The following is a 26,255-nucleotide window of genomic DNA, read 5'->3' as shown; positions in this document are numbered from 1 at the left end:
GACCGTACGCAGTGTCGATCTCCATATCGGCTACCCACAGTGACTCCTCGCCGACGGTGGGGCGAGCAGGTACGCGATCGGCGAGTTCGGACGTTCGGCGCGGCGCGTGAAGCGCGACTCCGCAGCCGGAGGCGGACAGGCTCGACGAAGTGCTCGCGCCGAGCACGAGTGTTCCCCGCGACGCCGGCCTCGGAAAACAGGGCTGCCGCAGTGCGTGACAAGCGGGCGTGCGGCGGGACCCGGTCCGTGCACACGGGGGACGCGGCGACGGACCGGAACGACAGGATCTGCGGTGGACCGCCCGAACCGGAGGACCTTCTCGAAGGCCGGCGAGTGTCCATCGCCCCGGCACTCCGGAATGATACGCCGCAGCGGACGAAGACTCTTTCCACAATCGACTCGTATTCCATCCGCGATAATCAGGGGGCACAAACAGGCCGTACCGCACGATAGCATCCTCGTGCGCACAGCGGAAAATACGCCTGATCAGAACCCTCGCCTCCAAAATACTTGGAATGAAACTTCGTCGACGCCGGCAGAGTCCTCGAGTGAGTGGACTTGTGACCGTCCGGGATTGCTCTCGCAGACCCACGAGCACGGCCGTCCCGACGGTGCGGAGGCGGCCACTGCCGAGGATGTCGTGGTCCTCGGCCCTCCGGCCGGTGACGGCCGGTTCCACTCCCCCGGATGTCGGCCTGGTGCCGGTGGCGGAGTCGGGTGGCCCGACGCGGCGCGCGGGGGTGGCTGCGGGGTTCATCCGGCCCGGCTGTTTCCGCGGTCCGTCCGTTTCGGTTCGCCGGGGGCGTCGTGGCGGCGACGTAGCCGGTCGGCCAGGTCGACGGCCTGGGGCGTGGGCCGGTCGTCGATCTCGGCGAGCCGTGCGGTCAGCAGGGTCAGGGTGCGTGGGATGGCGTCGAGCTGTCCGAGGCGTTCCTGCAGGCGCATGATGTCGCGGTAGATCAGTTCGTTGTGCGGGTCGAACGCGCGCGCGATCTCGAGCAGGTCCAGCGTCTGTTGTGGGTCGTCCTCGACCAGGGCGCGGGCCAGGGCGGCGACGGCGTCGATGGCGTCGCGGCGGATGGCCTCGCGTGCGGTCTCGATCCAGTCGGTGCTCAGTCCGTCGGCCAGGGGGCCGGTGTAGCTGTCGACGATCCGCCGGTACGCCTCGACCCGGTCGGCGTCGGTGACAGCGGAGCGGCGGGCGGTCACGGCGGCGGCGAAGTGGTGGTAGTCGACCTCCACCAGGGCGGCGTCCAGCCGGTAGCGGCCGTCACCGACCACCACGAGGTCGGACAACGCGTTGCCGGTTGCGGCGGCCAGAGCGCGGCGCAGACGCGAGAGCGCGGTGTTCATCGCGTTGGTGGTCCGCTCCGGCGGGCTCGTGGCCCACAGGGCGGCGATGAGCGTCTCCCGGCTGGCGCCGTCGGGGTGCAGCGCCAGGAAGACCAGCAGTTCGCGCAGCCGCGGCTGGAATGCCGAGGTGATCTCACGTTCGGCGGCCTCGCCGCCGGGTGTCGCCGGAGGGGGACGCCACCACACCCTGTCCGGCCCGAGCACGCTGACTCGCAACGGCGCGGACCACCGCTCGTGCGGCCCGGCGGGGCCTTGGAACCGGCTCCCCGCCGGCCGGTCGTGCCGGTGGCCTCCACCGGCATTCCGGGTCGCCGGGTCGGCGACGTCGGGTCGGACAGGCCGGACGGGATGCCGCCCGAAACCGGGCTCGGTGTCCGGCCTGGGGATCTCGTACTCACCGGCACCGGGCCGGTCTTGGTCCCCGCTCACTGCCAGCAGTTCCAGGTCTCCGGCGGTGGCCGGTGCCTGGGTCGTGGCCTCGGCGAGTGTGTCCTCGGTGACCGCGTGTCCGCGATCGGCGGTGCGCGCGCCGAGGTCGACCACGGTGTCCGAGGGCTCGACGGTGACGGCAGCGGAATCGGCCACGACGACGTGAGGACGCGGCACGACAGCCGGATCCGGTTCGTCGCCGGCGGTGTCGGTGCACTCGGGCTCGTCGCCGGGGTCGGCGTGACGCAGGAGGTCCAGCAGGTCTGCGAGGTGATCGTCGCCCAGCCGGAACACACGCGCGCCCCGCAGCGGCTCGCCGAGGCCGGGGCTGGTGGCGGAGACGGTGCCGTCGTCGCGGACGTAGGCGGTCACCCCGGCGCTCCACTGGCCCAGCAGCAGCCCGGTCACGCCGACGGTCGAGCCGTTGTCCACGACCGCCTGCAGCCTGCGGGCCTGGCGGCCGGGTGCACGGGCCGCCAACACGACAGGTCCCCAAGGATGGCCGGGGGGCGGACGTTGTCCGACGCGCACCAGGGTCTCGGATTCCAGCATGTCCAGCGCGGCGTCGAGGTCGGCCACGACCCGCATGCCCGCCGGCAGCGGTGCCTGCGCCACGCGCCGGCCGAGCAGGATCGCGAGGTCCTCGACCGGCACGATCACCGTGGCCCGCCTGCGGGTGGTGCTGACGGCCGTGCTCAGGATGGCCACGAGCAGCGCACGGACCGCGGCGGTCGCGCCCGCGCCGAGCAGGCCCAGGCCGTGCGCGGAGGCCAGGTCCACGGCGATCTCGCGGCCGTCGCGGACACCGACCGGCAAGACCGGTGCCTGGTCGTCGAGGATGTCGGCGGCATGGGTGCCGAGTACGAGCGGCGGCGCCGGTACGCGTGGTGGGCGTCCGGTCGGCCAGTCGAGCCCCACCTCGTCGTCGGCGCTGGTGGTGTCGTGGTCGGCGCGCAGGTGCGCCAGCCTCAGCCGGTAGACCACCGGAGCGACGGGCAGGTCGCTGCGGTCGCCGCTGCCCGGCCGGTAACGGCGTCGATTCCGCCGCCGGGCCGCGACCAGGGCGGTGCCGACCGCCGCGGCCAGGCCGAGGCCGACGAACAGGTCCTCGCCCCAGCCGATCCCCGGCTCGCCCGCCGCGTCGGTGCTCGGCGGCGCTGGGGTCGCCGGTGGTGCCTGCGCGGTCGGTGGGGCTCCGGTGGTGGCGGGTGGTCGGGTCGTGGAGGGAGGAGGCGGTGTCGTGGTGCTGCCGGGCGGTGGCTCGGGGGCAGGGGGCAGGGTTGTCGGCGATGGCACCGGGGCGGTGGCTGGTGGAGTGCCGTCGGTGGCGTCGTCGGGCAGGACCATCTCCTCGCCGGGGAAGATCAGGCCGGGGCGGGTGAAGGTGCCGCCGTCCGGTTGGGGTTTGCCCTTGTTGAGCGCGTAGATCTCCGGCCAGCGGTCGCCGTCGCCGAGGGTGCGGTCGGACATCCGCCACAGCGAGTCGTACACGCCGGTGTCGGGGTCGTACGGACGCACCACGGCGGATTTCGCGCGGCCGGGCTGCCCGACCGCCACGGTCGCACCCCGATGGTCCGGCGCGCGGTGGGCGGCCGGTCGCGCCACCGCGAATCCCCCCTGTTCCGAGGGTGTGCTCCAGGCGGGAGCCGCCGCCATCTCGGCTGCGGGACCGCCCGCTGTGGGGCTTGTGGCGGGCAGTGCGGCGCGGTGACCGAGCAGGGAGATCAGGACCGCGCCGACGAGCACGGCCGCGATGCGGTGCACCGGTCCGGCCGCGGACAGGTCGGGCATCCGGGTGCCGCGGGCGATCCCGGCCGCGCACCGGGCGACGTCGAGGGTGAACAAGGCCCACACGAGCCAGGTCAGGCAGGCGAGGACGTCCAGCAGGAACGTGGGGGTCATCGGGCCGAGCAGGACATCCTGGACTTCGGCCCAGGAGGGCAGGTGGTCGGGCAGGGGCCAGCCGACGAAGTGCGTCAACGCCCACGGCAGCCCGGCCAGCAGCGCGGCCAGCACGGTGGCCGCTGGCACGCCGCGCACCAGCCGGCCGAGCGCGCCGAGTGTCCGTCCGGCAGCACCTTGCGACGATGTGTGCTGCCTGCTTCTGGAGGGTTGCGGTGACGCGGCCATGACGTGCTCGTTTTCCTGGAAGGCTTCGGGTGGCTCGCAAGTGGCATGAAGGTGGGCACGGGTCAGCTCGCGCGGACGATGGGCTGGTCGGACGTGTCCGTTCCGCCAGCGGCCGATCCCTCGCCGGAGTCGCGGCTCCGCTCGGGTGCTGCTGATCTCGATCCGGACGGGGTGGGTACGTCACCTTGCGCGCCGGTGGTCGCGGCCTTCCTTCGCCTGCCGCGGCCGGGCTTGTGCCCCGCGAGCCATCCGGTGAGATCGGATGGCTTGAGGTCGGTGAACGTCGCCAACTCGTCGACGTCGATGACGTCCCGGGCGTCGGCCACCACCTCGCCGAGCGCGCGTTCGACCTCGGCGAGCTGGGCGAGGATGGCGGCCCGGTGCCCCGCGAGTTCGCCGACCTGCTGCGCGGCGGCGGCCCTGCGGGCACTGCGGGCGAGGTCGGTCTCCTCGACGCGACGGCGGATCTGTTCAGGGGTTGCCATGCTGCTGTCCCTTTCTGCGCTGCCGTGTCCATGACGGAAGAGGGTGTGGTCACGGGTCGGTTCTTCGGACTGCCGAGGGTTCGTTGACGATCTGCCGTGCCGGAACGGGGGTGGTCACCGGCGACGTCTGGGCAGGGTGGGTTGCGGTTCGGGCGACCTCGCGGACCGGGCGGGCTTCGGGGGGACCAGCGCCATCGCTGCCGACCGCGGAATTCCAGTGGGTCGTCCCGCCGGCGGCGTGATCGAATGCGCCGGTGGATGACGATCGGGCTCGGCAGCGTGAGCAGAGGGACGCGGCGCGGCGTGCGGTGGTGATGGCGCTGCCTGCGGTCCGGGTCCGTCATCACGCGCGACTTGTCGCGCCACAGCAGAACGATGTGCAGGTATCCGTGTCGGTCGGCCCGTCCGGCGAGGCTGTGGTGTTGTGGTCGGCGGCTGAGGACCTGTCGGCGTTGAGGTCGGTCACGACACAGCAGGGATGGGCGACCCTCCCCCACGCCCGAGCGCCGCGGCCGGTCACGGCACGAGTGACCGTGCACGCACCGGACACGGTCGTCGCCGCTGGGCTTGCCGGTCTGCCGTTGGCACATCCCGAGGTGCAGCCGCTGCCCGACGGCAACCTTCTGGTCGTGGGTGCCCGGTGCCGGTGGCGGCCGGAGGGCCCGGACCGCAACGCGATCGTCTACGACTCCGACGGAGCGGTGCTGGCCGAACACACCTTCGGCGACGGCATCGAGCACGTCCAGGCCACTGCCCGGGGCGAGATCTGGGTGGGCTACTTCGACGAAGGGATCTTCGGCAACTTCGGCTGGGGCGACGAGGGCAGTGAGCCCCTGGGGTCGTATGGGCTGACCCGGTTCTCCGCCGCTTTCGCCCAGGACTGGCGATACCCGTCGCAGGCGGCCCGCACGTGGGGTGGGATCAGCGATTGCTACGCGCTCAACGTCGACGGCGACACAGCGTGGACCTGCTATTACACCGATTTTCCCGTCGTACGGATCCACAACGGCACAGTGACCGGATGGCACAACGACATCGAAGGGGCCAAGGCCCTTGCTGTCGGGGGTTCCCGCATCGCGCTGTACGGCGGTTACGGGCCTGACCACGACAGGCTGGTCGTCGGTGTCCTGAGCGACGACCGACTGCACGTGACCGGCGAGTACCGGCTGGTCCGACCCGACGGGCAGCCACTGCCCGGCACAGCCCGGGTCCACGGCAGAGGCCCCGACCTGCACCTGCTTGTCGACGACAACTGGTGGCGGCTCCACATCGACGACATCCCCGGGAAACCGATCCACTGAGCCGGATGGCGACGCTGTGGCCGGACGATGCCGGCCACAGCACACGCCGGTCGGGGGCTTCTGTCCATCTGCTGTGGCTTCCCTGATGTCTCTCACGTCAATTCCTGCCGATCCCTGCTTCGGGGTTCGGGAACCCGCGATCTTCCGCCGCCACTCCTTGTTGCGGGTGCGCGCTGCCCTGCCCGTGTACGTGGAGTGATCCGATGCCGACCAGGCCGAGCAGTTGAGTGGTGTGCGACGCGGTCACGGTGACCGTGACGGTGTCGCCGGAGACGGTGACCGTGCCGGAGGCGCCCTCGGCGGCCAGGTGCGCCTGGGCGTCGGCGACCGCCTGGGCAGGCACGAGCTGCAGGGTGCCGGTCGCGCGGTAGGCGACGAGGTCGATGGCCTGGGCGCCGGCGCGGGCGGCGGCCTCGGCCTGGCCGCCTGCCCGTACTTTGGCCGCCAGCGCGAGGCCGCCGTCGAGGGTCAGGCCGGCCAAGGCAAGGATGGCGGCGGTCAAGGCCAGGACGAACGCGGTCACCCGGCCCTCGTCGGCACGCCACCACCGCAGGCGTGTGCGCCACCGGGTCGACCACCGGCTGCGCCGCGAGTGCCGGGCTCGCCAACTCATGTCTCGCTCCCGGTGTCCGGTGTCGACCGCCAGAGGTCCACGGGTTCGACGGAGGTGGCCGAGAGGGTCGTGCCGCCGGGCACGCCGAGGATGAGCGCGTCGCCGAAGTCGACGGCACAGGACACGGTCACGCTGACCGCGCCGCCGGGACGCAGGCCGCCGGTCGACGTGCTCACCGACAACGACGCGCACGCCACCCCCGCCGAGGACAGCGCGCCGGCCGCGGTCGACCGGGCCGCAGTCGTCGCGGCCGTGGGGGTGCGTTCGATGCTGGCGGCGCGCGCCGCCTGGTGGGCGGCGTCGTCGATACGGATCCGGGCGTCCGCCCCTCGGTGGATCACAACCCCGATGAACACCAGCAGCATGACCAGGAACGGCGCGGCGATGGCGGTTTCGGCGGCCACCGAGCCGTCGTCGGCACGCCACCAGGCCGCCCACCCTCCCCGACCGGGGCGTACGCGGTCGCGGCACCGTGCTGGGTGCGTGTGCGGTATAGGGGGCATGGTCTGTCGGGCCATGGCGATCACCTTCCGTCCAGATCGGGGACGAAGCGCTCGACGGGCCCGACGGCTTCGGCGTGGACGGTCAAGCTCAGCACCGGCACGACCGAGGTCGCGGTCCCGCTGACCCGTACCGAGGCCGAGGCGGCGTTGCGATCCGAGGTGACGGTGGAACCGGTGAGCGGGCCGCTCGCGAGCTGGTCGAGCAGGTGCCGCGCGCCTGCTGCGCCGGCCGCGGCGGTTCCGTTCTGGGACCGTGCCGCCGCGAGCCCTTGCGAAGCGGCGGCTTGGGCGATGTGGGTGGCGTGCGACCAGAGCGCGAACTGCACAATGGCCAGCAGCATCAGCAACAACAGCGGCATGGCGATCACCAGCTCCGCGCTGACCGAGCCGCGGTCACCGCGCAGCGCTCGGCGGACCCGGCGCCGTCCGGCGCGGGTCGCCGGGCACCGCTCACTGCGCGTATGGCTCATGGTGATCACATGCTGATGCCGTTGGCCTTCTCGGCGACCTTTGCGATGACAATCGCGATCACCGAGAGCGCGGCCACGACCAGCAGCGCGGTCACCAGGACTGTCTCGGTCGAGTACCCGGCCTCCGGCTGGCGGCGCAGCTCCTCCCACCGTGTCTGCAGCACTGTCCACAATGCCTCCACGTGTGTGCGCATCGTGTTGTCCTTCCCTTGCCGTTCAGGTTCGGTCGTTGTCCGCACGGGATCGTCATAGTCCATTGAGGACCTGCGTGAGCGCGGGGTAGGCGATGAAGGTCAGGAAGCCGAGGAACAGCGCCATCACCGGCAGGCTCATGCGTTCGGTGGCGGCCTGGGCGTCGCCCTCGGCTTCGGTGATCTGGTGAGTGCGCAGCGCTCCGGCCTTGGCGGCCAGGGAGGTGCGGATCTTGGCGCCCTCGGTGCCGGCCAGGCTGACCGACGCGGCGAGTTCGGCGAGTTCGGTCACGTCGAGTTCTTCGCCGAGTTGGCGCAGCGTCGCCCACGGCGTCGTTCGGGTCAGTCGGGCGGTGTCCAGGGCACGGCGGATCTGCTCGAACGCCCACCCTCGTCCGATGTTGACCGAGGCGCCCAGCGCGCTGTCGACCCCGGCTCCTCCGGCGAGGGTGATCCACACCAGGTCCAGGTAGGCGGAAAGCGCGTGGCGGAACCCGGTGCGCAGCTTCGCGGCGTCGGAGCGGGCCTGCAGGTCCGGCAGAACGAACCCCACGGCCGCGAGGACGAGTCCGGCGATGACCGGGAACTCGAAGCCGGGTCCGAGCCCGGCCACGACGAGGACCACGGTCGGCAGGACGGGCAGCAGCAGCCCGGCGACGGTGAGGGTGGCTTTCTCCGCCAGGTGGGTCGAGGTCGAGCGGCCGATGACCGCCAGATCCTTGGCCAACCGTGGGCCGGGGAGTCCCGATGCGCGCAGCGGGGCGACGGCGGGTCGGCCGAGCCGGGCGGCCCAGCCGGTGTCGTCGGTGACCAGGATGGGTGCCGGAGCGGGTGGGGCGGTGGCGCGGGCCAGGACCGCGCCGAGGGCCGGTCGTGGCGGGAACAGGTAGACCGCCACGGCCCACAGGCCGATCCCGGACCCGATTCCCAGGGCGATGGAGGTGATCACGGCGGTCACTCCTGCCTCGCGGTGACGAGACCCCGTGCCGGTCCGGTCGCCGGGTCCTGGTGGACGGCGGTGGACAGGAACCGGTCGGGCCGGGCGACGCGCGCGATGCGGTTGAGCCACGCGAACCCGACGGCGAACAGTCCGCCGGCGCCCAGCAGCACGATCTGACCGGCGGCGCTGTCGTAGGCACCCATGTAATCGCGGTTGAGCAGCACCACGGCGACGGCGAAAGCCGCGGTGGTGCCGACGATGACGCGCACCGAGGTGCGGGTGCGGGCGCGGCCGGCCTCGACGCGCATCCGCATCGAGGCTTGCCCCCGGGCGGCGTCGGCCAGCGACCCGAGCAGCTCGACGAGCCGACGGGTCTGTTGTTCTGCGGCCAGCAGCAGGGCGGCGATGACCAGGTCGCCGACCGGATCGTCCAGGCGTCCGCCGAGACGGCGCAGCGCGGGCGCGAGCCGGTCGCCGTTCTCGATCCCGGCGGCGAGTTCGCCGACCTCGCCGCGGATGGCCGTGGGCGCCAGTGGCGCTGTGGCGAGGATGGCCTGCTCGAGCCCGGCGGCGGCCGACAGAGTGTCGCGGAGCATCTCGGTCCAGGCGGCGATGGCCTCGATCCGCACGACCCTGCGGGCGTGCTCGGGGTCGCGGCCCAGCACTCGCGGGAGCGCCCATGCGGCGAGGCCGGCCAGGACGGCGCCGACGACCCAGCCGGTGAGCAGACCGGTCACCACCCCGGCGGTCACGGCCAGCGCGATCCGCAGACCGCGGCGCTGGTCGACGGTCCCCGCCGCGCGGGTACGGGTGCGTCGCCGACGCTGGAGGCCGGTTCCGCGCCAGCCGAGGACCGCCAGTAGCAGGCCGAGCCCGGTGCCGACACCGAGCAGCGCCGCGGCGGCCGTGGTGGGGCTGAGGGTGATGTTCACGGCGTCCACCAGCCCTCGGGGTTATCCAGCACCCCGGGGTCGAAGCCGACGTCGACCAAGTCGTCGAGGGTGTCGCTGCGCAGCGCTCCGGCCACGGGGCGGGCGCGGCGGTCGGGGCCGGGGCGGTAGACCTCGTTGGAGATCACCTGTGGGCCGTCGGCGCCGACGACCTCGCGGACCGAGGACACGACACGGGTGCGGTGGTCCTCGGCGCGGGCCAGGTGCACCACGAAGTGCACGGCCGAGGCGACCAGCAGGTTCGTGGCGTCCAGCGGCAGCCGCTCGACGCCTTGGGCGGCGTAGGAGGCGAGGCGGGTGAACGCGATCCTCGAGGACGAGGCGTGCAGGGTGGCCATCGAGCCGTCGTTCCCCTGGCTCATGGCGTTGCACATCGGGATGACTTCCGGACCGCGGATCTCACCGACGATCACCCGGTCCGGGCTCATCCGCAGGCCCCACCGGACGAGTTCGGCCTGGCTGATCACGCCCTCGCCTTCGACGTTGGCCTCGCGGGCCTGGAAGGCTGTCACGTCGGCGTGGATGCCGGGGTCGTGGTCCAGGCCGAGTTCGAAGGCGTCCTCGATGGTGACGATGCGCTCCAGCGGGTCCATCTCGCTGGCGAGCGCGCGCAGCAGGGTGGTCTTGCCCGCGCCGGTGCCGCCGGTGATCAGGATGTTCTTTCGGGCCTTGACCAGCGCCCGCAGGAACGCCTCCAGGCCGGGGTCGAGGGTTCCTCGGCGTCGGAGCTCGGGCAGGGTGACGGTGAGGTAGCCGTGGCGGCGGATCGACAGCGCGGTCACCCCGCCCGCGGTCAGCCCCATGACGGCGAACAACCGTTCACCGCCGGGGAGCTGGAGGTTGACCGCCGGGGAGCCGTGGTCGAACCGCCGCTCCTGGCTGCCGGCACGGGCCGCGAGCAGCCGCACCAGGTCGGTCAGCTCCTCGTTCGAGCCCGCGATCGGGGCGACCGGGGCGCGGCGGCCGTCGTCGTACTGGACGAACACCCGGTCGTGACGGTTGGCGTTGATCGTCTCCACGGTCGGGTCGTCCAGCAGCGGCTGCAGCCCGGCCATGCCGAACAGCTCGTTGACGACCTCACCGACGACCCGCTGCTCGACCTCGCGGGGCAGCAGTCGCCGGCCCGCGGCCAGCTCGGTCTCGGTGTGCACGCGCAGTGCCTCGTCGAGGATGCCGCGCGCCAGCTCGCGGCGAGCCTCGCGGGTGGCGGTCGTCCCGGTGCGGTTCTGCTGATCGGCGACCTGTTGCGGCAGTTCGTCGGTCAACCGGTCCCGCAGGTGCTGCCGCAGCCGCGTGGTGGCGGCCGACAGGCCGGCCGTGTCCTCGTCGATGGTCCATCCCAGCGGCGGCACACCAGCGTCGGGTCCCGGTGCGGCGCTAGCTGACGGGGCGGTTTTGGACGGCTGGTGGGGGCGCGGCGGCACCGGGTACCGGTCGGTCGGGTACGTCACGACGCCTGCCCTCCCTGCTGGTCACGAGGGTCGGTGGCCTGGCCCGGTGCGACGCGGACGTCGTTGGACGAGACCGCGCCGGGTGGCACGCCCGGGACCGCGCGCAGGATCGGAACCTGCGGCATCGGCTCAGCGGGCCTGGGCTGTGGCCGGCCGGCCGGTGGGTGCTCGCGGGTGGCGAGTTCGGTGGCGACGCGGTGGGCGCAGCGGCCCAGCGCCGAATGTGAGGGGCCGCTGCGACCCCAGCGCAGCGTGTTCGGCCGTCCGCACAGCACGGCCGCGCCGTTCGGGTCGTCGGGCACGCGCCCCAGCGGCGGCACGCCGAGTTCGCGGGCGACCTCGGCGGTCGAGTAGCCCTCGCCCACCAGCAGCAGAACCGGGTTCGGACTCCAGCGGGCGATCGTGGGCAGCCGGCGCGGCAGGTGCGCGAGGTCGTCGGCGCGGGCCCGCGACAGCAGCACGACCGCGTCGCAGGCGCGCACGATCGGCAGCGCGGGCGAGCCGGGGTCCACGCGCCCGCAGTCGACGATGACCACCACGCCCGGCCGGTCGGCCGCCGCGCGCAGCACACCGAGCCCACCGGTCGGGTCCGGAGCCAGGGCCGCCAGCGCCGCACGGGCCTGGTCGGCATCGGGCGGGGCGGAGACCACCGGCAGGCCGCCGGGCAGGTGCTGGGTGTGCCGCCATACCAGGTCGGCGTCGCCGCCACGGCGTGCAGCGGCGGCCAGGCTCACCAGGCCCGGAGTCGAGGACAGGGAGACCCGCAGGCCGAGATCGCCACCGGAAGGGTCTGCCTCGACCACCAGAGGGCGTGCCGGGGCGGGCCAGCGGGCGGCCAAGGCCACGGCCAGCGTGGTGACGCCCGGTGAACCTTTCAGGGACAGGATCGAGATCAACATCAGCGACCTCCAGCGGAGAGCATCACGATCGACAACTGACCGGCCGGCACCGCGGCGACCTGGCGCGCGGCGGCCTCGGACAACTGCACCGAGACCACGGTGTTCTGGTCGGTCGCCGGGGTGGTCACGCTGGTCACCACCGCCGGCCAGACCGTGCCGCCGGTTGCCGGCGGACCGGTCGCGGTTCCCGCCTGGCCGGACACGACCACCACCGACACCCGCACTCCCGGACCGACCTCCGCGGGAACCTGACCCGGTTTGAGCGCGAGGGCGGCGATGGCCTGCCCGTTCGCCGGGAGCGCGGCGCCGCCGACGGCATCCGGGGTGAGCAGCGCCCCGGCCGACACGCTGGTGGCCATCGGCCGGCCGACCACCGTGGCCGCCCGGTCCGCGTCCACGACCGCCACACCGGGGTCGACCGCGACGTTGACCTGCCGCAGGTCCCGCGTGGTCAGCTCATGCCCCACCGGCACGCTACGGGCCAACGCGAGCACGGCCTGCCGATCGCCGGAGCTCAGCGAGATCAGCACGAAGCCGCCCACACAGGACAGGACGAGAAGTACGCCGAGCAGCAGGTACGGCACGCTGCGGCGGCGCCCTGTCATGCGCAACCGCGAGGCGGAAGGCTTGCCGTCGCTGATCCAGGGGCCGTTGGCCATGCTCGTGGCTCGGTCGGTGCCGGGCCGGGTCGTGGTGTCGGTACTCACGCCGGTACCTCCAAAGGCATGGGGGTAGTGCGCCGCGTCGCCAGTGGGTTGCCAGCGAGCGGAACAGGTGGTCATCGCTTTACGAGCTATGCGGAGATGCCTCGCCAGGAGACAATGGCGCGGTCAGCCGCCGCCGTTGTTGAGCACCTGGGACTCCGCCACGCGGAACATTGCGCTGCCCGTCGTGGTCATGTCCGGGAACGTCCCGCCCTGGCCCGCACCGGACCAGGTCACCGTCCAGTGCACAGTCGCCGTCACCGGGTATACCTGCCCCGGCTGGCTCGCCGACGATCGACGGTAGACGTGACCGCAGTCAGGTGAGGAAGTCTGCGGGTCGGTGCCCGCCGTGTATGGCGTTCCCGCACCCCTGCAGGCCATTGTGGAGCCATCACCCATCGTCCAGGTCACCGAGGTCGGAGCCGCGACCGCAGTCACCGAGACGCCCGGCACCGACGCCGTCGCCGAGACCTCGCTCCACCCACCCTGCAACCACAACCACGTCGGCAGGTTGACCAACTGGTCGCCTGCAGGGCTGGCCGCGATCACCGCCGCCGGCAAACGCAACCTGCTGTGGGCGGTCTTCGCCAACTCGGCCGGCGAGACCGCCGCGACACCCGCCTTCTTCACCCAAACCGGCCCGTGTGACAACGGGTCCTTGCCATCAGGCGAGCACAACACCATGAACCAACCACCCGGCCCTTCTGGCTGTCCCTCCGGCGTTTGGTAGTCGACCGGCTTGTAGTTGCATCCAGCGAAGGGGTTATCACCATCGCCTGCAGCCAGGTCCGTCCCGAAGGGACGATCAGGCTCCCAACCCTGCTGCGGCCTCTGGCTATTGCCTGCTTCAAGATCGCACACCGGTACTGGCGCCTGACTGCAGTCCACGTTCCCCCACGGGCCTGCGAAGGCAGGGGCCGCACTGCCGAGAAGCATCCCCGCCACGACTGCAAACGCTCGCTTCAGCACGACCCCACCTCTTGCACACCGAACTCGACGACCTTCCACGAACCGTCGGTCTGCTTCTCCACCACGGCGTTGATACGCCGCTTGCCGTCGGGTTCTTCATCAGCCGGTTGACCGCTGTCGGCGTAGTGCCTCGTCCAGTGCGTCGAGTCACCGCAGTCTGTCACGATGATCTTCGTCGGAGTTCCGGCAGGTTTGCTGGACGAGACGGAAGGGTTGAGGGCCGGCCGACCTCGGGAAACCACGCCCTTGTGGTGGTCGCCGTACAAGCCGCGAGTCATCGAGGATAGCGCAGTCCCGGTAGCGAACTGCCCCAGCTTCGGAGACTGCCAATCGGAGGTCATGGCGGCCTCGGCATAGCTAAGCCACATCGCTCGATAGACGTCGAGCGCCGACTTTTTGGCTTCGTCCGCTGAATCAGGCGTGTAGGTGGACACGTAAGGTCCGGAGGAAGCGCCCACTCCAGTTGCTGCACTTGTCTGCAGGTTAGAGCTCGACGGTCCACAAGCGGTCACAGAGAAGATGACGAGGGCGGCCAACAACGAACCGCGCGCACTCGTCCTATTGATCTTAGTTTGAATTCCGAGGAACATCGACGGCCTCCGTGTCGCTCAGAGCGTGACGATGGTCAGCAGGGCTCCGCCCAGAATCGCTGGGCCGAAAGCGAGGCGGTCGTCACGAGAGATCCGCTTGGTGGCCAACAGAACCGCGCCCGCTGCGGCCCCCAGAAGTAGCGCGAGCGCGATCCCGTGCAGCACTTGTAGCCAACCGGCCCAGCCGAGGAAGAGCGCGACCGCTCCCAGCAGTTTGACGTCACCCGCTCCAAGAGATCCAGGAAAGATGAGCGCGGTCATCAATGCCGCAGCAAACACGACCGTCGCGGCTAGGACAGCCCTCACGAATGCCGTCACGTTGCCACCGTGCACCGCTGCGGTGGAAAAGATCACCATACCGCCCAAGAACAACGCGACCACAAGATGGTTGGGCAGCCGGTGGAACACCCAGTCGATCAACATCAACTGACCTCCGACCGTCACCAGCCACGCCGAGGCAACCATCGGCAAGGCCCCGGCGAGCCGGTGGGTGAGCACTGCCAACCCGGCCGCGAAGACCAACCCGGTCGTGACGCTGTCTCGGGAAGCAACGATCTGCCGTACGCCCGAGGGCTGGTATCCGACATCGTCTTGGCGAATCACCGCCATCAGCTGAGCCCTGGCCATCGGACCACAAACGATCCCCCAGGCCGACCACTCCAACGGATCTGCCATCTCACACCTTCTCCCAGTGACGGAAAGTGACCGACTGCACCTCAAGCAGCTCGCCGTTCACTCGATAGTGGTGTCGTAGCACCGCTTCACCCGTCGGTCCATGCTCTGCACGCATATCCTCAAGTCCTGCATTGATCACTGACTACGACACGGCTGCCGATATCCACGGTGACCAGGCGCTCTGGGGGCGGACAAGGGGGGAGGCGTATTCGGATGAACGGAATAGCGAATACAGAGCAGACACCTGCCATGCCGGGTGCCTTCGGCGAGGAACTGCGCAGGCTTCGCGGCACGATGACGCTGCGCGCATTGGCCCAGTTGAGTCACTTCAGCTCGAGCCACATCAGCAACGTCGAGAACGGTACGAAGCCTCCGACGGAGGCGTTCGCCCGAGCGTGTGATGCGGCGCTGGCCACCGATGGCGCGTTGACCGCCCTGGTGCAGGTCACCACCAAGCGCGCAGCTCATGGACGGAGCCCACGCCCCGCCCAGCTTCCGCCGTCACCGGAGCTGATCGGCCGAAACGCCGTCCTGCGAGCACTCGATGACCAGCTTCATCACCGCCGTCACCTCACCTCGGCCACGGTCATGGCCTTGGACGGCCAAGCCGGAGTCGGGAAGACCTCGCTGGCGCTGGGGTGGGCACACGAGGTGAAGCACCTCTTCCCCGACGGCGCCTTTTTCGCCGACCTCCACGGCTTCTCGCCGGACGAAGAGCCGGTCGACGCCACCGACGTGCTTGAGAACGTCCTCAAGGCGCTCGGTGTCCCACCGGACGCGATGCCCGCCACCGCAGAGAGCCGCTCCGCCTTGCTACGGACCAGGCTCGCCGACACCCGCACCCTGCTGGTCCTGGACAACGCGAGCCACGCTGACCAGGTTCGACCTCTCATCCCCGCCGCTCCCGGCTGCCTGGTGCTCGTCACCAGCAGGCAGCGGCTGGCGGCCTTGGCCGTGAGGCACGGCGCATTCTGCGTAACGATCGATCCGTTCGACCGGGCCGATGCACTGGCGCTGCTGCGCGACGTCGTCGGCGGCACCCGCGTCGACGCGGAACCAGAAGCCGCCGAACAGATCGTCGAACTCTGCGGTGGCTTGCCGTTGGCGGTTCGGATTGCCGCCGAGCGCATCGCCTCCAGCCGACACCTGACCCTCACCGGGCTCGCGGAGGAGCTGTCGGATGTCGACCAGCGCTTGGACGTGCTCTCGTCCGACGACGACGTCGACGCGGCGGTCCGCGCGGTGTTCTCCTGGTCGTTTCGAGCGCTCGACGCCGACGCCGCCCGCCTATTCCGATTGCTGAGCCTCCATCCCGGCCGGGAGTTCGGCGTCGCTTGTCCGACGGTGCTCTCCCCCGGCCAACCGTCCAAGACCGCACGTTTGCTCAACATGCTCGCTCGCGGACACCTGCTGCAAGAAGTCGGCCCTCACCGCTTCCGGTTCCACGACCTGCTGCGCGACTACGCGACCGAGCAGGTCGAGGCCACGGAGTCGGTCGAGGAGATCGCCGCCGCTCGCCGGCACCTGCTGGAGTGGTACCTACAAGCGGCGACCGCGGCGAGCCACGCCATGTCACCCGACCGTCCGTTCGCCCAGCTCAAGTCCGTAGACACTGGACACGCCCCACCGCACTTCGCCACTCCCGGTGACGCCGTGATGTGGTGCGAGACCGAGCTGACGAACTTGGCTGCTGCCACCTGGCAGGCGACAGCCCTGGAACTGAACACAGTCGCCGTCGGCCTACCGCTCGTGCTGACCGACTACCTGTACTGGCGCAACCCCTGGAGTACCTGGCTGGTGCCGCTCAAGGCGAGCCTGAACCAGGCGCGGCGACAGGGAAACGTCACCGCGCAGGCATTCCTGCTGAGCAACCTCGCCAACGGCTACATCGACCAGCGCAGGTTCGAGGAGGCAATGCAGTGCGTCACTGAGGCTCTGGAGATCTGCCAGCGCCTGAAGAACCCTCAGGGCCGGCTGTGGTCGCATGTCGGCATCGGGCGTGTCCTCCAAGCGCACGAGGAGCACGACGAAGCGGTCGAGCACTACCGCTGGGCATTGGACCTGGCCGGAGAGATCGGGGAGCGGTGGTCGTGGGCCGTCGTCAACTCGTACCTGTCGGACGCCTATCGTGCCCTCGGCAAGTACGACGTTGCGCTCGACGGCTTCGACAAGTCCGTCACCGTACTGCGCGAGCTGGGCGACCGCCAAGCCGAGAGCTGTGCCCTGGACCGAATCGGGGAAGTCCACCGCAACATGGGAAACCTGCGCAGCACCGTTGCCTACCTTGAAGAAGCGTTGGCCGCCAGCGAGTCGGTGGTCGATCTGTGGGGCCGGGCCGCTCTGCTGCGCAAGCTGGGCGACGTTCAGCACGAACTCGGTGAAGACGACGACGCCCGTCGCGCGTGGAAAGAGGCGGTTCAGATGTTCGAGGATCTCGGTGACGCTCGAGCAAGGGGAATCCGTGCCCGCCTGGCCGCGCTGCACAACGGACCGGTTCCGGCACCACGCCCGGAACCTCAGCCCTGAAAGGGTGCCGTGACCCATCACACCTGGTACTTCGACCTCGTCAATCACCGATTGTCCGAGCACCACGTAGCTGGATTCCTGCCGTTCCCCGTCCTTGACGGCATCGTCACGACCGCTGAATCGGCGCTGAGGTGGGCGGTGGACGACTTCGGCCGCGGTACGGACCACCCTCGACCACTCGGCGTCGCGCGTCCCCACTCGGTCCGGGATGTCGCTGCAGTGCTCCGGTTCGCGCACGAGCACGGAATTCTGGTGGTGCCGCGGGCCGAAGGGCACTCGACCGGGGGGCAGGCCCAAGCGCCCGGCGGGCTCGTGCTGGACATGCGCGGGCTCACCACGGTCCACCACGTCACCCGCCACGAGATCATCGTCGACGCGGGTGCCCGGTGGAGCGATGTGCTGGAGGCGACGTTGCCGGCAGGGGCGGCTCCACCGGTTCTGACCGACTACCTCGACCTATCGGTCGGCGGCACTCTGTCCGTAGGCGGCATCAGCGGCGCCACTCACCACCACGGCTTGCAGACCGACAACATCACTGAACTCGACGTCGTCACGCCCGACGGCACACATGTCACCTGCTCACCGACGCACCAGCCGGAGCTGTTCGACGCGTTGCGCGCCGGACGGGGCCGCCGCGGCGTCATCGTGCGCGCCGCCCTTCGGCTGGTCGCCGCGTACACCCACGCCCGCCTCCACCGCCTGCGCTACGACGACATCGGCACCTTCCTCACCGACCACCGCGCCCTCATGACCGAGGGGCGATTCCACCACCTGGAAGGCCAGATCAAGGCGATCGACGGAACATGGGTGCCCCTCATCGACGGCGTCAGCTACTTCACCCCGCCCACCGCGCCCTCCGAGGAACGCCTGCTGGGCGGACTGAGCGACCGACGCGACGCCTTGGAGATCACCGACTTCACCTACCACGGCTTCCAGAACCGTCTGGCCGAGGACGTGAGCCGGCTGCGCGCAGCAGGACCCTGGCAACAGCCCCATCCGTGGATCAACCTGTTCCTGCCCGACCACGCCGCCGAGCACATCGTGTCCGAGACACTCACCGAACTGACGGCCCAGGATATCGGCGACACCGGCCACGTCCTGCTCTACCCCATACTTCGGGCTCGGATCACCACACCACAGTTCCGACTCCCCGACACGTCGACCGCGTTCCTGTTCGCTCTGCTCAAGACCGCGCCGTCAGGCGACACGAACGCCCTGGCGAGAATGCTGGCTCACAACCTGCGGCTCAAGCAGCGGGTCGTCGCCGTCGGAGGGACCGTCTACGTCGACGACATCGCAGACTGAAGCCTGTGCAGGTCGAGTTACTGCTCGAATCCGTCGCGCTTCACCACGGCGACGAACGTGCCGAAAGCGTCGGTGCCGAACACGATGTCGACGTAAGGGTGCTTCGAATCCCGCAATCCAACCGAGCCGTCGAAGAACGCGACCTCGACGCAGTTCGACCCACCGCCGCCGTTGCTACCACCGCTTCGACTGCTCTTGCGCCACAGAACCGCGTCTTCGATCATCGAGGCTCACGCTCCAACTCTTCGATCACCTTGTCGATCAACGCGATCGAGTCGGCCGGGTTGAGGGCGATACCGAGCAGGTGCCCGAACGTCAGCGTACAGCGCCGCACGTCCTCGGAGTCCTCGAGATACAGGCTCCCTCCAGGGCCGTCGGTGTACCCGACGTCTGCCGTGTCGTCGGAGAACTCGAAGATCGTGAACCAGCCGGACAGACCGGGGTGCGCACCGGCGTCAGGTCCCACCACTCGCAGTGACACGTTGCTCCAGGAAGCCAGCTCGACCAGGCGCCGAAGCTGTTCGACACGCACGTCGGTCGTGCCGATCCGCGCCCGGAGTACGCGCTCGTCCAGCAGCACCCAGAGCTCTTGCGGATCTTCACGTGTGAGAACCGCCTGCCGGGCCATCCGAGTGGCCACGCGCCGTTCCAACTCATCGTTCTCGATGCTCGGCTCGACTCCGGCGATCACCGCGCGGGCGTAGCCCTCCGACTGGCAGAGGCCGGGCACGAGCATCGGCTCCCAGACCCGCTGTACGGTCGCCCGTTCCTCGTACTCGCCGAAGTCCGCCATGTTGTCCGGCAGACCTCGTCGCCCCTTCTGCCAATAGCCCTTGTCCCGGGCTGCTCGCGCCCACAGCTTCAGCCTCGTCAGTTCCTCAGGGTCGTCATGCTTGTAGATGGCCAGGAGGTCTTCGACCACATCGGGTTGCACCCGCGCTTGATCGTTCTCCATGCGGCTGAGCTTGGTGACTGACCATTTGCCACTGCCAGGAACCGCCTGGAGCGCACGGACGACGTCCTCCTGGCGGCGGTCGCCGCGCAGTTCCTTGAGCCTGGCCGCCAGCCGCTTGCGCACGTTGGGCGGGATGTTCTCCGTGGCCACGCCGACCCTTCCCTCACCGAATTCCTCGAACAGCAGCCTACGGCCGCCACTCACCGCAGCAGGTAGCCCAACCGGGTGAACAATCAGCAAGTTGCGGGTTTCGCACTTGCGGTATGCGCAAGTTGCGACCAACCCTGGTGCTGCGCCACGTGACTACCGAAGGACCAAGCGTAACGAGGAGACCCGAAGTGACGATCACCATGGCTACTGACCTCTTCGCTGTCACCTCTGCACTCGGCCGCAGCCGACCAACAGCGACGGCGAACCTCGACTCGACTTCCCTTCCAGGTCGTGCCTGATGGGCATCCGACCGTTCCGTTGGCTGCCCTTCCAGGGCCGTCGTCACGCGATCCCGGACTCCATGGCAGCCAACGACGAGGGCCAGACGTTGTGCGGAGTGGCCATAAAGGTGCCCCACGACCCTCCGCCACGTTGCCCTGACGGCTGCTGGCCCACCTGTAGCGACTGCGATCGGACGTGGCGGGAACAGGAGGGCATCCCCGTCTTCCTTTGGCCTCGCAAGGCGGCGGACACCGTACCGACCACCGCGGGGCAACACGGTTCTCGTCGAGGTCGATCATGATCGTGGTACAGAACAACCACGTGGTGTTCGCGGCAATCCAGGATCAACTCTGGTCCGACCTCGAAACGACATGCGACATCGTGCTTGACGGCGACGACCACACCGCCGCAGGAGTCGCACGAGACCGGCTTCCTGGACTGGTCGCGGGCTTGCGGGCCCTTCTCGCACAACACACACCCGACGCGAACGGCCACTGCCGCCAGTGCCGCGTCGGCCGCTGGTGGCGCCGAACACCGGTTCCGTGTCGTGTGCTGCTCGAGTTCCAGCTCGCCCAGGGCGACACGATCGACCGCCGTCCACGCCACCGGCTTCGAAATCACTGAACACAGCTCGCTTACTCGAGACCATCCGGCTCGGTTCGCACGCCGCCACGCACAGCCGACACGCCGCCCCCGCGTGAACGTTGTGCGCAGAGCGCCGAACAGAGTCGGCTACCGGGGCGGCAGGAAGCCCGTGCCTGCCGCCCCATTCTCTAGACGTTGCCTTCGGCATCGATCCACGAACACCGGAGAGTGAACATGATCGGGCGCGATGAGCATCTGCTTTCCCCGACACCTAAGGCATCATTGTGCAATCGCCTCCTCGGAATCGAACTGCGTCGCGTCCGCGAAGCCGCCGGCTTCACAATGGCAGACCTCGCAGCGCGCAGCAGCCAGTTTCCCGCCGTCGTAAATCGGCTAGAGAAAGGGCTCACGAATGAGTTGGTGACCGACCCGACAGTGCAGTGCGCGTGGGGCCCCCTGGCTACGAGCATGGTCGACGTCCTGTGTCGCGCCTCAGAACGGATCGATATTTTCGCGCCGCTCGGCATAAACCCCGCCCTTGGACGTCTTGATGCCGATCGCTGCACAGCCTACGTCCTCGAAAGCGCAACCGTCGACCGCCGCGACGTGACCCTCCGGGTGCTTCAGCACGCAGCAGGCGTATACCCCGGCATCGAGCACCACCCACTGACCCGCTTCTCCCTGCCCGACGGCACAGCGGTCGTCTTCTACGCCTACGTCCACGCGGCACGCTTCACCCAAGAGCCAGACCACCTCCTGGCGGCGCACACGCTGTTCGAACAGCTCGCCCAGTTCACCCGGCATAGACGACCCCGCTAATCCAACTGATAGCAGCAACTGCATCGCATCGATGATGCTTGGCGCTGCCACCTAGCTCGGTGGCAAGTTGTTCATGAGTGCTGCCCGACGCGAGCGCGGCACCACTGCACACACGGAATGACGACGCCGGACGAGGTCGACGTGCTGGACGGTTCGCAGCGCGCCCGCATCGACCGGGCTCGACCTTGAGCGGGTCGGACTACTCGCCACCATGTTCTGATTTCTATTCTATATTTTTGTTTTCGAATCGAGAAAACCGTTCAACTCTCGCGGGACAACGCCTCAGAATCGGAAGCTCACCAGAAAAGCTTCCAAGGAGGTACCCGTGAAACGAATCGTTAGCACACTTCTTCCTGCGATAGCCACAGTGACGATGCTCGTCGTAGCAACTCCGCCCGCGTCGCCACAAGCAGCGCGGTCAGCCGCTTCTTCAACGTGCGGCTTCCACCGCACACCCAATGATCCGGAAGGCGCGTTGTCCCGGTACGGGCATTGCGGCGACTCCTTCATCCTGATCCGAGTTGACTGGCGTAGCGGGCGGCATCACGCTGAATGCGTATCGCCCTGGGCTTCCAGGCCCTTCTTCCGAGCCGGTGACGGCGACGTCGTCGCCAACGCGTACTACGTCCCAACGCCGCCTCGACTGCTGGTCGTCGACGGGCGCACGATGTGCTCGCTTACCCAGCCGGACGTGTAGGACCATGGTGCTAAACCGTCTACGGTGGATCCGGGCCGCAGCGGACTGGACCGAGCACGCGGTGAGCGCCGCCGACACCATCATGGCGTCGGAGGTCGCGGCCGTGCTCACGCACCAGCATCGCCGCTTACGCGCTGGCACGAACTCGTGGGCCCGCCGGCGGAACACCTTTTCGAACGTGAGGCGGCGGGGCAGGACGATCGTTCCGTCCTGCCCCGCCGAGTCGAGGGATCAGTCGTCGTCTGGGGTCGTTGCGGTCCTGCTGTGGTTTGGGCCGGGTTGTCGCCGATGACGAGCCGGTTCTGTCCGGGTGGGGACGGGCGGCATGGGCTCAGCCGGGGAGGGCGGTGGGGAGGGTGCGGGTGGGTGTCGCGTCGGCGAAGGCGTTCCACAGCAGGTTGAGCGGGTGGTCGGCGGCGTAGCGGTCGCGTTCGCCCGTGCGGGCGAACAGGCCGGTGACGATCTCGAGGCGGGGCTGGTAGTCCTCGGCGAGGTCGATTTTGCGTAGGCCCTGACCGGGCAGGCGGCCTTCGAGGGCGGCGTCGGCGACGCGTTCGGTGGTAAGCAGGCAGCCGTGCAGCAGGTCGCTGGTGAGTAGGTTGAGGCCGTAGTTGAGTGAGTCGATGTCGGCGATGATGTGCAGTACGCCGCGGTAGTCGGGGCCGTACCAGCGGCCCAGGAACTGGGCGAGCAGTCCGGCGGTCGGGGCGAGCAGCGGCAGGTCGGGCAGCCGCCCGGCGCCGACGGGGATGTCGGGCAGTTCGCGGGCGGACAGGTTGGTGAGCAGGGCGACGCGTTCGCGGTGCCATTCCAGGAAGTCGTAGTCCAGGGCGGGTGGGTGGCCGGGTTCGGCGGCGAAGCTGCCGCACACCAGGTCGACCTTCTTGCCGTCGAGCTTGCGCCACAGGTCGCGGGTGCGGACGTGTTCGATGTTGAGCTGCACGCCGCTGCGCTCGAAGTCCTCACGCAGCGCTGGCCACACCGCGCCCAGGAAGTGCACGGTGAACTCGGTGGTGCCGAAGGTGACGGTGGATCCGACCCGGCGCCGGGTGCGGTGCAGGCTGTCGGTCCACGACAGCAGGGTTTCCCGCGCGAGTTCGACGATTTGCTCGCCGGACGGGGTGAACAGGAAGTCCTTGCCCCGGCCTTGTTTGACCACCAGCGCCTCGCCCACCAAGCGGGTCGCGGCCTTGTTGAGGTTGTCAAGCTGCTTCTGCACGCTGGACTGCTCGCGCCCCAGTGCGCGGGCGGCGCGCTGGGCGGTGCCCGTGGTGTGCACGACGGCCAGAGTGCGCAGTTGGTCCAGGCTGATGTCGAGCAGTTCCGGCGGGCAGCCCAGCAGCGCCGCCAGCAGCTCCGCCGCCTGGTCGTCGTCTCCGGTGTCCGGCACCACGCCTCCCCGCTTCGCCACAGCTCTCACGCACCCGGTCTGACAGGGCACTTGTCCGCTCGGACAGTCGGACTGTTGTTGTTCGCCCGTCCCGCCGAACTGTCTTGTCAATGTTCGCACGGAAAGCTCAAGACCCGGTGCTGTTCGACCGAACATCTGTGTGGTGGGTCCGGCCGGGCTCGCCGACCGTGGCGCCCGACGAGGAGCGTCCGGGGGAAGGCGGAGGTTCCGCGTGATCGCTCGCAGCATCGCCACCGGCGAGGTGGCCTCGTCCTGCTACTTCCGCACCACCGTCGAGCAGCCGTTCCGCAAGGCGCTGGTCCAGATCAACGAGGACTGCAACCTGCGCTGCGCCCACTGCTTCGTGTCCGCCACGCGGGTCGGCAGGCAGATGCCGCTGGCCGAGGTCGTGGAGAAGGTGATCCCGCGCCTGGCCGAGTGCCGCGTCCGCCGGGTGACCCTCACCGGCGGGGAACCCACGATCCACCCGGACTTCCTGGACATCGTGCGCGCCTTCCGCACGGCCGGGATGGACGTCGGGATCTGCACCAACGCCACCACTCTCACCACGATCCAGATCGCGGCGCTGGTGGAGCTGGGCGTGCACTGCAACGTGTCCCTGGACGGGTTCGCCGCCGACTCGCACGGCAGGTTCCGGGGCGACCGGGCCAGTTTCGCCGTCACCGTGGCCACCGTGGAGGAGCTCGGCCGCGCGGGCATCCTGCAGGGGCTGCTGTGCACACCGAACACCCTGGCCCAGAACGAGGAGTACGCCCGGCTGTGCGCGTTCGCCCGCGCCAACGGGGCCCGCTACGTGTTGCTCAACCCGCTGGGCAGCATGGGCCGCGGCGTCAAGTCGAAGGACAGGCTGGCCAAGACCACCCTGCACATGCGGGAGATCTTCGAGCTGACCGTGCCGTTCGACGGCCCGGACATGGACATCGCACACATCCGCTTCCCGAACACCGACGGCCGGCCGCTGGCCGGGTGCGAGGCCGGGACCATCATCTACGTGTTCACCCCCGGCGAGGTCACGGTGTGCCCGTACCTGGTGTTCGCCGCCCGCACCCCGCGATCACGGCACGCCGACACCGAGTTCATCGTCGGCAACATCCTCACCGACCCCGACCCCGACATCGCGGCCCGGCTGGACGACTACCGCTTCCACGACCGCTACCAGGTAGGCGCGAACCCCACCTGCACGGCGTGCCCCATGGACTCCGGCTGCGGCAAGGGCTGCCCGGCCGCCGTCGTCGCGAACGGCGGCCGTGTCGGCGACGTCGACACCGGGCAGTGCCCGGTCGTCGACGACCGCGTGAAGGACCACGGCGAGGGACGTCGGCTGCTGCCGCTGACGCCCGCATGACCGGCCTGATCGTGCACGAGCGTCGCCTGCCGGGATCGCTGATCACCCTGGACGGCCCCGGCGGGGTCGGGAAGTCCACCGCCGCCCGCCTGGTCGCCGAGACGCTGACCGCCGCCGGGGTGCCGGTGCACGCGACCGCCCAGCCGTCCCGCGCCCCACTGGGCGAGCTGGCCCGGCACGGCACCGACACCTACCAGGGCATGGCCCTGGCCTGCCTGTGCGCCGCCGACCGGCACCACCAGCTCGCCACCGAGATCCTGCCCGCGCTGCAGGACGGCCGGGTCGTGGTGTGCGACCGCTACGTCGCCTCCTCGCTGGTGCTGCAAGGACTCGACGGACTGTCCCCGCAGGTGGTGTGGCAGCTCAACCACGGCGTCTACCGGCCGGACCTGTCGGTCGTCCTCACCGGCGATCCGGTCGTGATCGACGCCCGGCTGCGGACCCGCGGCGGGCACAGCCGATTCGAGCGCGCCGAGGACAACAGCGGGCTGGAGACCGACCTGTACGTTCACGCCGTGGCCGACCTGCGACAGCGGGGCTGGCCGGTCGCCTCGCTGGACGCCACCGCCGACCCGCCCTCACCGATCGCCGCGACGATCGTGGCCCTCATCCACCAGCTCCTGACCGGGAAGAGTGCGGCATGTCCTTGAGCCTGATCACCGTTAACGTCGGCGCCCCCTCGCTGGACCGCGCCCGGCGCCAACTCCGCTGGCTGGCCGAGCGGCCGGAGGACGTGCTGGTGCTGACCGAGACCAAGGCCACCGCAGGCAGCCGGCTGCTCGCCGAGGCGTTCACCACCGCCGGGTACGCGGTCACCTTCCCCGCCCATGCGCCCGGCGAACTCGGCGTGATGATCGTCAGCAGGCTGCCCACCACACCAGACCCGCTCGGCGCGGCGCTGGACTACCTGCCCGCCCGCGCAACCGGGGTCGCCATCGAGACCACCGACGGGCCGGTACGCGTCGTCGCCGCCTACGTCCCCTCCCGCGACGCCACCGCCGAAAAGACCGAACGCAAGAAGACCTGGCTTCACCACTTCGACCGCGCCCTGGACGCCACCGCAAGCGAGACGCCGCTGCTGCTGCTCGGCGACCTCAACGTGCTCGAGCCCACCCACACCCCGGCACACCGGGGCCAGTTCGCGCCGTTCGAGTACGCCTTCTACACCGGCCTCACCACGCGACATGGCCTGCTCGACCTGTTCCGGCACCTGCACCCCGACCGGGTCGAGCACAGCTGGGCCCGCCGCGCGGACCTGGGCTACCGCTACGACCACGCCCACGGCTCGACCGCCCTGGCCGAGCGGCTCACCGGCTGCCAGTACATCCACGAGACCAGGGAACCCACGGCCGACGGCTACCGGTTCACCGACCATTCTGGACTCGCCGTGCGCCTGGCGCTGACCGCCACCGACACGCTGCTAACGTCGAACCCCGCCACAGCGGCCACACCTGCCGAGCCGGAGCCCACACTGTTCTGACCCACCGGCCGGTCCACGGTCGGCCGCCGGACCACCCGTCAGCCCAG

28 protein-coding genes are annotated in these 26,255 nt (G+C 69.9%); 11 read left to right on the top strand and 17 right to left on the bottom strand.

Annotated features, from left to right (window positions below; all coding sequences use genetic code 11):
- Nucleotides 1–753: 753 nt before the first annotated feature.
- Nucleotides 754–3,813 carry a transcriptional regulator gene (locus AB0I60_RS05170; protein ID WP_360725945.1) on the bottom strand — a complete coding sequence of 1,020 codons (3,060 nt, stop codon included), beginning with the start codon at nt 3,811–3,813 and terminating at the stop codon, nt 754–756.
- A gap of 161 nt (nt 3,814–3,974) precedes the next feature.
- Nucleotides 3,975–4,397, bottom strand: coding sequence for a hypothetical protein (locus AB0I60_RS05165; RefSeq protein WP_360725944.1), 423 nt, complete (start codon nt 4,395–4,397; stop codon nt 3,975–3,977).
- Between the two features lie 254 nt (nt 4,398–4,651).
- Here AB0I60_RS05165 and AB0I60_RS05160 point away from each other — a divergent pair, with 254 nt between their 5' ends.
- Complete coding sequence (locus tag AB0I60_RS05160; RefSeq protein WP_360725943.1) at nt 4,652–5,698, top strand: hypothetical protein; 1,047 nt, start codon at nt 4,652–4,654, stop codon at nt 5,696–5,698.
- Between the two features lie 97 nt (nt 5,699–5,795).
- On the opposite strand, the gene AB0I60_RS05155 is transcribed toward AB0I60_RS05160, so the two are convergent.
- The 10 genes from AB0I60_RS05155 to AB0I60_RS05110 form a co-directional block, all read right to left on the bottom strand.
- Nucleotides 5,796–6,221, bottom strand: a complete 426-nt coding sequence (locus AB0I60_RS05155) for a hypothetical protein (RefSeq protein WP_360725942.1) — start codon at nt 6,219–6,221, stop codon at nt 5,796–5,798.
- An 86-nt stretch (nt 6,222–6,307) separates the two neighbouring features.
- The gene (locus tag AB0I60_RS05150; RefSeq protein ID WP_360725941.1) at nt 6,308–6,715 is read right to left on the bottom strand and encodes a TadE/TadG family type IV pilus assembly protein; all 408 of its coding nucleotides are present in this window, start codon (nt 6,713–6,715) and stop codon (nt 6,308–6,310) included.
- 119 nt (nt 6,716–6,834) lie between these two features.
- Nucleotides 6,835–7,284, bottom strand: coding sequence for a TadE/TadG family type IV pilus assembly protein (locus AB0I60_RS05145; protein WP_360726813.1), 450 nt, complete (start codon nt 7,282–7,284; stop codon nt 6,835–6,837).
- Between the two features lie 5 nt (nt 7,285–7,289).
- Nucleotides 7,290–7,541 (bottom strand): hypothetical protein, encoded by a 252-nt coding sequence (locus AB0I60_RS05140; RefSeq protein ID WP_360725940.1) that lies wholly within the window; start codon nt 7,539–7,541, stop codon nt 7,290–7,292.
- Nucleotides 7,531–8,424 (bottom strand): type II secretion system F family protein, encoded by an 894-nt coding sequence (locus tag AB0I60_RS05135; protein ID WP_360725939.1) that lies wholly within the window; start codon nt 8,422–8,424, stop codon nt 7,531–7,533. The genes AB0I60_RS05140 and AB0I60_RS05135 overlap by 11 nt, the downstream gene beginning before the upstream one ends.
- Before the next feature lie 5 nt (nt 8,425–8,429).
- A complete protein-coding gene (locus AB0I60_RS05130; RefSeq protein ID WP_360725938.1) occupies nt 8,430–9,356 on the bottom strand; it encodes a type II secretion system F family protein in 927 nt (308 codons plus the stop codon).
- Nucleotides 9,344–10,717 carry an ATPase, T2SS/T4P/T4SS family gene (locus AB0I60_RS05125; protein ID WP_360725937.1) on the bottom strand — a complete coding sequence of 458 codons (1,374 nt, stop codon included), beginning with the start codon at nt 10,715–10,717 and terminating at the stop codon, nt 9,344–9,346. Before AB0I60_RS05125 ends, AB0I60_RS05130 begins: the two co-directional genes overlap by 13 nt.
- A 95-nt stretch (nt 10,718–10,812) precedes the next feature.
- Nucleotides 10,813–11,715, bottom strand: a complete 903-nt coding sequence (locus AB0I60_RS05120; protein WP_360725936.1) for a chromosome partitioning protein — start codon at nt 11,713–11,715, stop codon at nt 10,813–10,815.
- Nucleotides 11,715–12,422: a hypothetical protein gene (locus tag AB0I60_RS05115; protein ID WP_360725935.1), complete on the bottom strand. Its 708-nt coding sequence runs from the start codon at nt 12,420–12,422 to the stop codon at nt 11,715–11,717. The genes AB0I60_RS05120 and AB0I60_RS05115 overlap by 1 nt, the downstream gene beginning before the upstream one ends.
- 123 nt (nt 12,423–12,545) lie before the next feature.
- On the bottom strand, nt 12,546–12,680 hold the full coding sequence (locus tag AB0I60_RS05110; RefSeq protein ID WP_360725934.1) for a hypothetical protein: 135 nt from the start codon (nt 12,678–12,680) through the stop codon (nt 12,546–12,548).
- Nucleotides 12,681–12,759: 79 nt separating this feature from the next.
- Between AB0I60_RS05110 and AB0I60_RS05105 the strand changes: the two genes are divergently transcribed.
- Nucleotides 12,760–13,149 (top strand): hypothetical protein, encoded by a 390-nt coding sequence (locus tag AB0I60_RS05105; RefSeq protein ID WP_360725933.1) that lies wholly within the window; start codon nt 12,760–12,762, stop codon nt 13,147–13,149.
- 232 nt (nt 13,150–13,381) lie between these two features.
- Here AB0I60_RS05105 and AB0I60_RS05100 read toward each other — a convergent pair whose 3' ends face one another.
- Both AB0I60_RS05100 and AB0I60_RS05095 read right to left on the bottom strand, forming a co-directional pair.
- Complete coding sequence (locus AB0I60_RS05100) at nt 13,382–13,822, bottom strand: hypothetical protein (protein WP_360725932.1); 441 nt, start codon at nt 13,820–13,822, stop codon at nt 13,382–13,384.
- Nucleotides 13,823–13,996: 174 nt separating this feature from the next.
- Nucleotides 13,997–14,653 (bottom strand): A24 family peptidase, encoded by a 657-nt coding sequence (locus tag AB0I60_RS05095; protein WP_360725931.1) that lies wholly within the window; start codon nt 14,651–14,653, stop codon nt 13,997–13,999.
- 249 nt (nt 14,654–14,902) lie between these two features.
- Here AB0I60_RS05095 and AB0I60_RS05090 point away from each other — a divergent pair, with 249 nt between their 5' ends.
- Together AB0I60_RS05090 and AB0I60_RS05085 are read left to right on the top strand one after the other, a co-directional pair.
- Nucleotides 14,903–17,179 carry a tetratricopeptide repeat protein gene (locus AB0I60_RS05090; protein ID WP_360725930.1) on the top strand — a complete coding sequence of 759 codons (2,277 nt, stop codon included), beginning with the start codon at nt 14,903–14,905 and terminating at the stop codon, nt 17,177–17,179.
- A 9-nt stretch (nt 17,180–17,188) separates the two neighbouring features.
- Entirely contained in the window at nt 17,189–18,484 is a 1,296-nt protein-coding gene (locus AB0I60_RS05085; RefSeq protein WP_360725929.1) for an FAD-binding protein, read from the top strand.
- Between the two features lie 17 nt (nt 18,485–18,501).
- Here the strand turns inward: AB0I60_RS05085 and AB0I60_RS05080 are convergent, their stop codons facing one another.
- A complete protein-coding gene (locus AB0I60_RS05080) occupies nt 18,502–18,708 on the bottom strand; it encodes a DUF397 domain-containing protein (protein ID WP_360725928.1) in 207 nt (68 codons plus the stop codon).
- A complete protein-coding gene (locus tag AB0I60_RS05075) occupies nt 18,705–19,589 on the bottom strand; it encodes a helix-turn-helix transcriptional regulator (protein WP_360725927.1) in 885 nt (294 codons plus the stop codon). The genes AB0I60_RS05080 and AB0I60_RS05075 overlap by 4 nt, the downstream gene beginning before the upstream one ends.
- Before the next feature lie 298 nt (nt 19,590–19,887).
- Here AB0I60_RS05075 and AB0I60_RS05070 point away from each other — a divergent pair, with 298 nt between their 5' ends.
- From AB0I60_RS05070 to AB0I60_RS05055, 4 genes are all read left to right on the top strand, one after another.
- The gene (locus AB0I60_RS05070; protein ID WP_360725926.1) at nt 19,888–20,172 is read left to right on the top strand and encodes a zinc finger protein; all 285 of its coding nucleotides are present in this window, start codon (nt 19,888–19,890) and stop codon (nt 20,170–20,172) included.
- The gene (locus AB0I60_RS05065; protein ID WP_360725925.1) at nt 20,169–20,495 is read left to right on the top strand and encodes a hypothetical protein; all 327 of its coding nucleotides are present in this window, start codon (nt 20,169–20,171) and stop codon (nt 20,493–20,495) included. The genes AB0I60_RS05070 and AB0I60_RS05065 overlap by 4 nt, the downstream gene beginning before the upstream one ends.
- 195 nt (nt 20,496–20,690) lie before the next feature.
- Nucleotides 20,691–21,275 (top strand): Scr1 family TA system antitoxin-like transcriptional regulator, encoded by a 585-nt coding sequence (locus tag AB0I60_RS05060; RefSeq protein ID WP_360726812.1) that lies wholly within the window; start codon nt 20,691–20,693, stop codon nt 21,273–21,275.
- Nucleotides 21,276–21,648: 373 nt separating this feature from the next.
- Complete coding sequence (locus AB0I60_RS05055; RefSeq protein ID WP_360726810.1) at nt 21,649–21,972, top strand: DUF6355 family natural product biosynthesis protein; 324 nt, start codon at nt 21,649–21,651, stop codon at nt 21,970–21,972.
- 331 nt (nt 21,973–22,303) lie between these two features.
- Here AB0I60_RS05055 and AB0I60_RS05050 read toward each other — a convergent pair whose 3' ends face one another.
- Nucleotides 22,304–23,362 carry a LysR family transcriptional regulator gene (locus AB0I60_RS05050; protein ID WP_360725924.1) on the bottom strand — a complete coding sequence of 353 codons (1,059 nt, stop codon included), beginning with the start codon at nt 23,360–23,362 and terminating at the stop codon, nt 22,304–22,306.
- A 232-nt stretch (nt 23,363–23,594) separates the two neighbouring features.
- Here AB0I60_RS05050 and AB0I60_RS05045 point away from each other — a divergent pair, with 232 nt between their 5' ends.
- The 3 genes from AB0I60_RS05045 to AB0I60_RS05035 are packed head-to-tail and all read left to right on the top strand — an operon-like array spanning nt 23,595 to nt 26,208.
- On the top strand, nt 23,595–24,728 hold the full coding sequence (locus AB0I60_RS05045) for a radical SAM protein (protein ID WP_360725923.1): 1,134 nt from the start codon (nt 23,595–23,597) through the stop codon (nt 24,726–24,728).
- The gene (tmk, locus tag AB0I60_RS05040; RefSeq protein ID WP_360725922.1) at nt 24,725–25,378 is read left to right on the top strand and encodes a dTMP kinase; all 654 of its coding nucleotides are present in this window, start codon (nt 24,725–24,727) and stop codon (nt 25,376–25,378) included. Before AB0I60_RS05045 ends, tmk begins: the two co-directional genes overlap by 4 nt.
- Nucleotides 25,369–26,208 carry an endonuclease/exonuclease/phosphatase family protein gene (locus AB0I60_RS05035; protein ID WP_360725921.1) on the top strand — a complete coding sequence of 280 codons (840 nt, stop codon included), beginning with the start codon at nt 25,369–25,371 and terminating at the stop codon, nt 26,206–26,208. Before tmk ends, AB0I60_RS05035 begins: the two co-directional genes overlap by 10 nt.
- The last annotated feature ends 47 nt before the right edge of the window (nt 26,209–26,255 follow it).

The organism is Actinosynnema sp. NPDC050436, assembly GCF_040655415.1.
In the GTDB taxonomy this organism is placed as follows: Bacteria; Actinomycetota; Actinomycetes; order Mycobacteriales; family Pseudonocardiaceae; genus Actinosynnema.
The sequence above is the reverse complement of the archived record's forward strand: the minus strand, read 5'-3'. Positions and strand labels throughout refer to the sequence as shown.

Bases quoted from the DNA above. Each gene is read 5' to 3' on its own strand.
- AB0I60_RS05165 (WP_360725944.1), bottom strand. From the start codon at position 4,397: ATGGCAACCCCTGAACAGATCCGCCGTCGCGTCGAGGAGACCGACCTC.
- AB0I60_RS05145 (WP_360726813.1), bottom strand. From the start codon at position 7,284: ATGAGCCATACGCGCAGTGAGCGGTGCCCGGCGACCCGCGCCGGACGG.
- AB0I60_RS05140 (WP_360725940.1), bottom strand. From the start codon at position 7,541: ATGGACTATGACGATCCCGTGCGGACAACGACCGAACCTGAACGGCAA.
- AB0I60_RS05120 (WP_360725936.1), bottom strand. From the start codon at position 11,715: ATGTTGATCTCGATCCTGTCCCTGAAAGGTTCACCGGGCGTCACCACG.
- AB0I60_RS05095 (WP_360725931.1), bottom strand. From the start codon at position 14,653: ATGGCAGATCCGTTGGAGTGGTCGGCCTGGGGGATCGTTTGTGGTCCG.
- AB0I60_RS05090 (WP_360725930.1), top strand. From the start codon at position 14,903: ATGCCGGGTGCCTTCGGCGAGGAACTGCGCAGGCTTCGCGGCACGATG.
- AB0I60_RS05080 (WP_360725928.1), bottom strand. From the start codon at position 18,708: ATGATCGAAGACGCGGTTCTGTGGCGCAAGAGCAGTCGAAGCGGTGGT.
- AB0I60_RS05070 (WP_360725926.1), top strand. From the start codon at position 19,888: ATGGGCATCCGACCGTTCCGTTGGCTGCCCTTCCAGGGCCGTCGTCAC.
- AB0I60_RS05065 (WP_360725925.1), top strand. From the start codon at position 20,169: ATGATCGTGGTACAGAACAACCACGTGGTGTTCGCGGCAATCCAGGAT.
- AB0I60_RS05060 (WP_360726812.1), top strand. From the start codon at position 20,691: ATGATCGGGCGCGATGAGCATCTGCTTTCCCCGACACCTAAGGCATCA.
- AB0I60_RS05055 (WP_360726810.1), top strand. From the start codon at position 21,649: ATGCTCGTCGTAGCAACTCCGCCCGCGTCGCCACAAGCAGCGCGGTCA.
- tmk (WP_360725922.1), top strand. From the start codon at position 24,725: ATGACCGGCCTGATCGTGCACGAGCGTCGCCTGCCGGGATCGCTGATC.
- AB0I60_RS05035 (WP_360725921.1), top strand. From the start codon at position 25,369: ATGTCCTTGAGCCTGATCACCGTTAACGTCGGCGCCCCCTCGCTGGAC.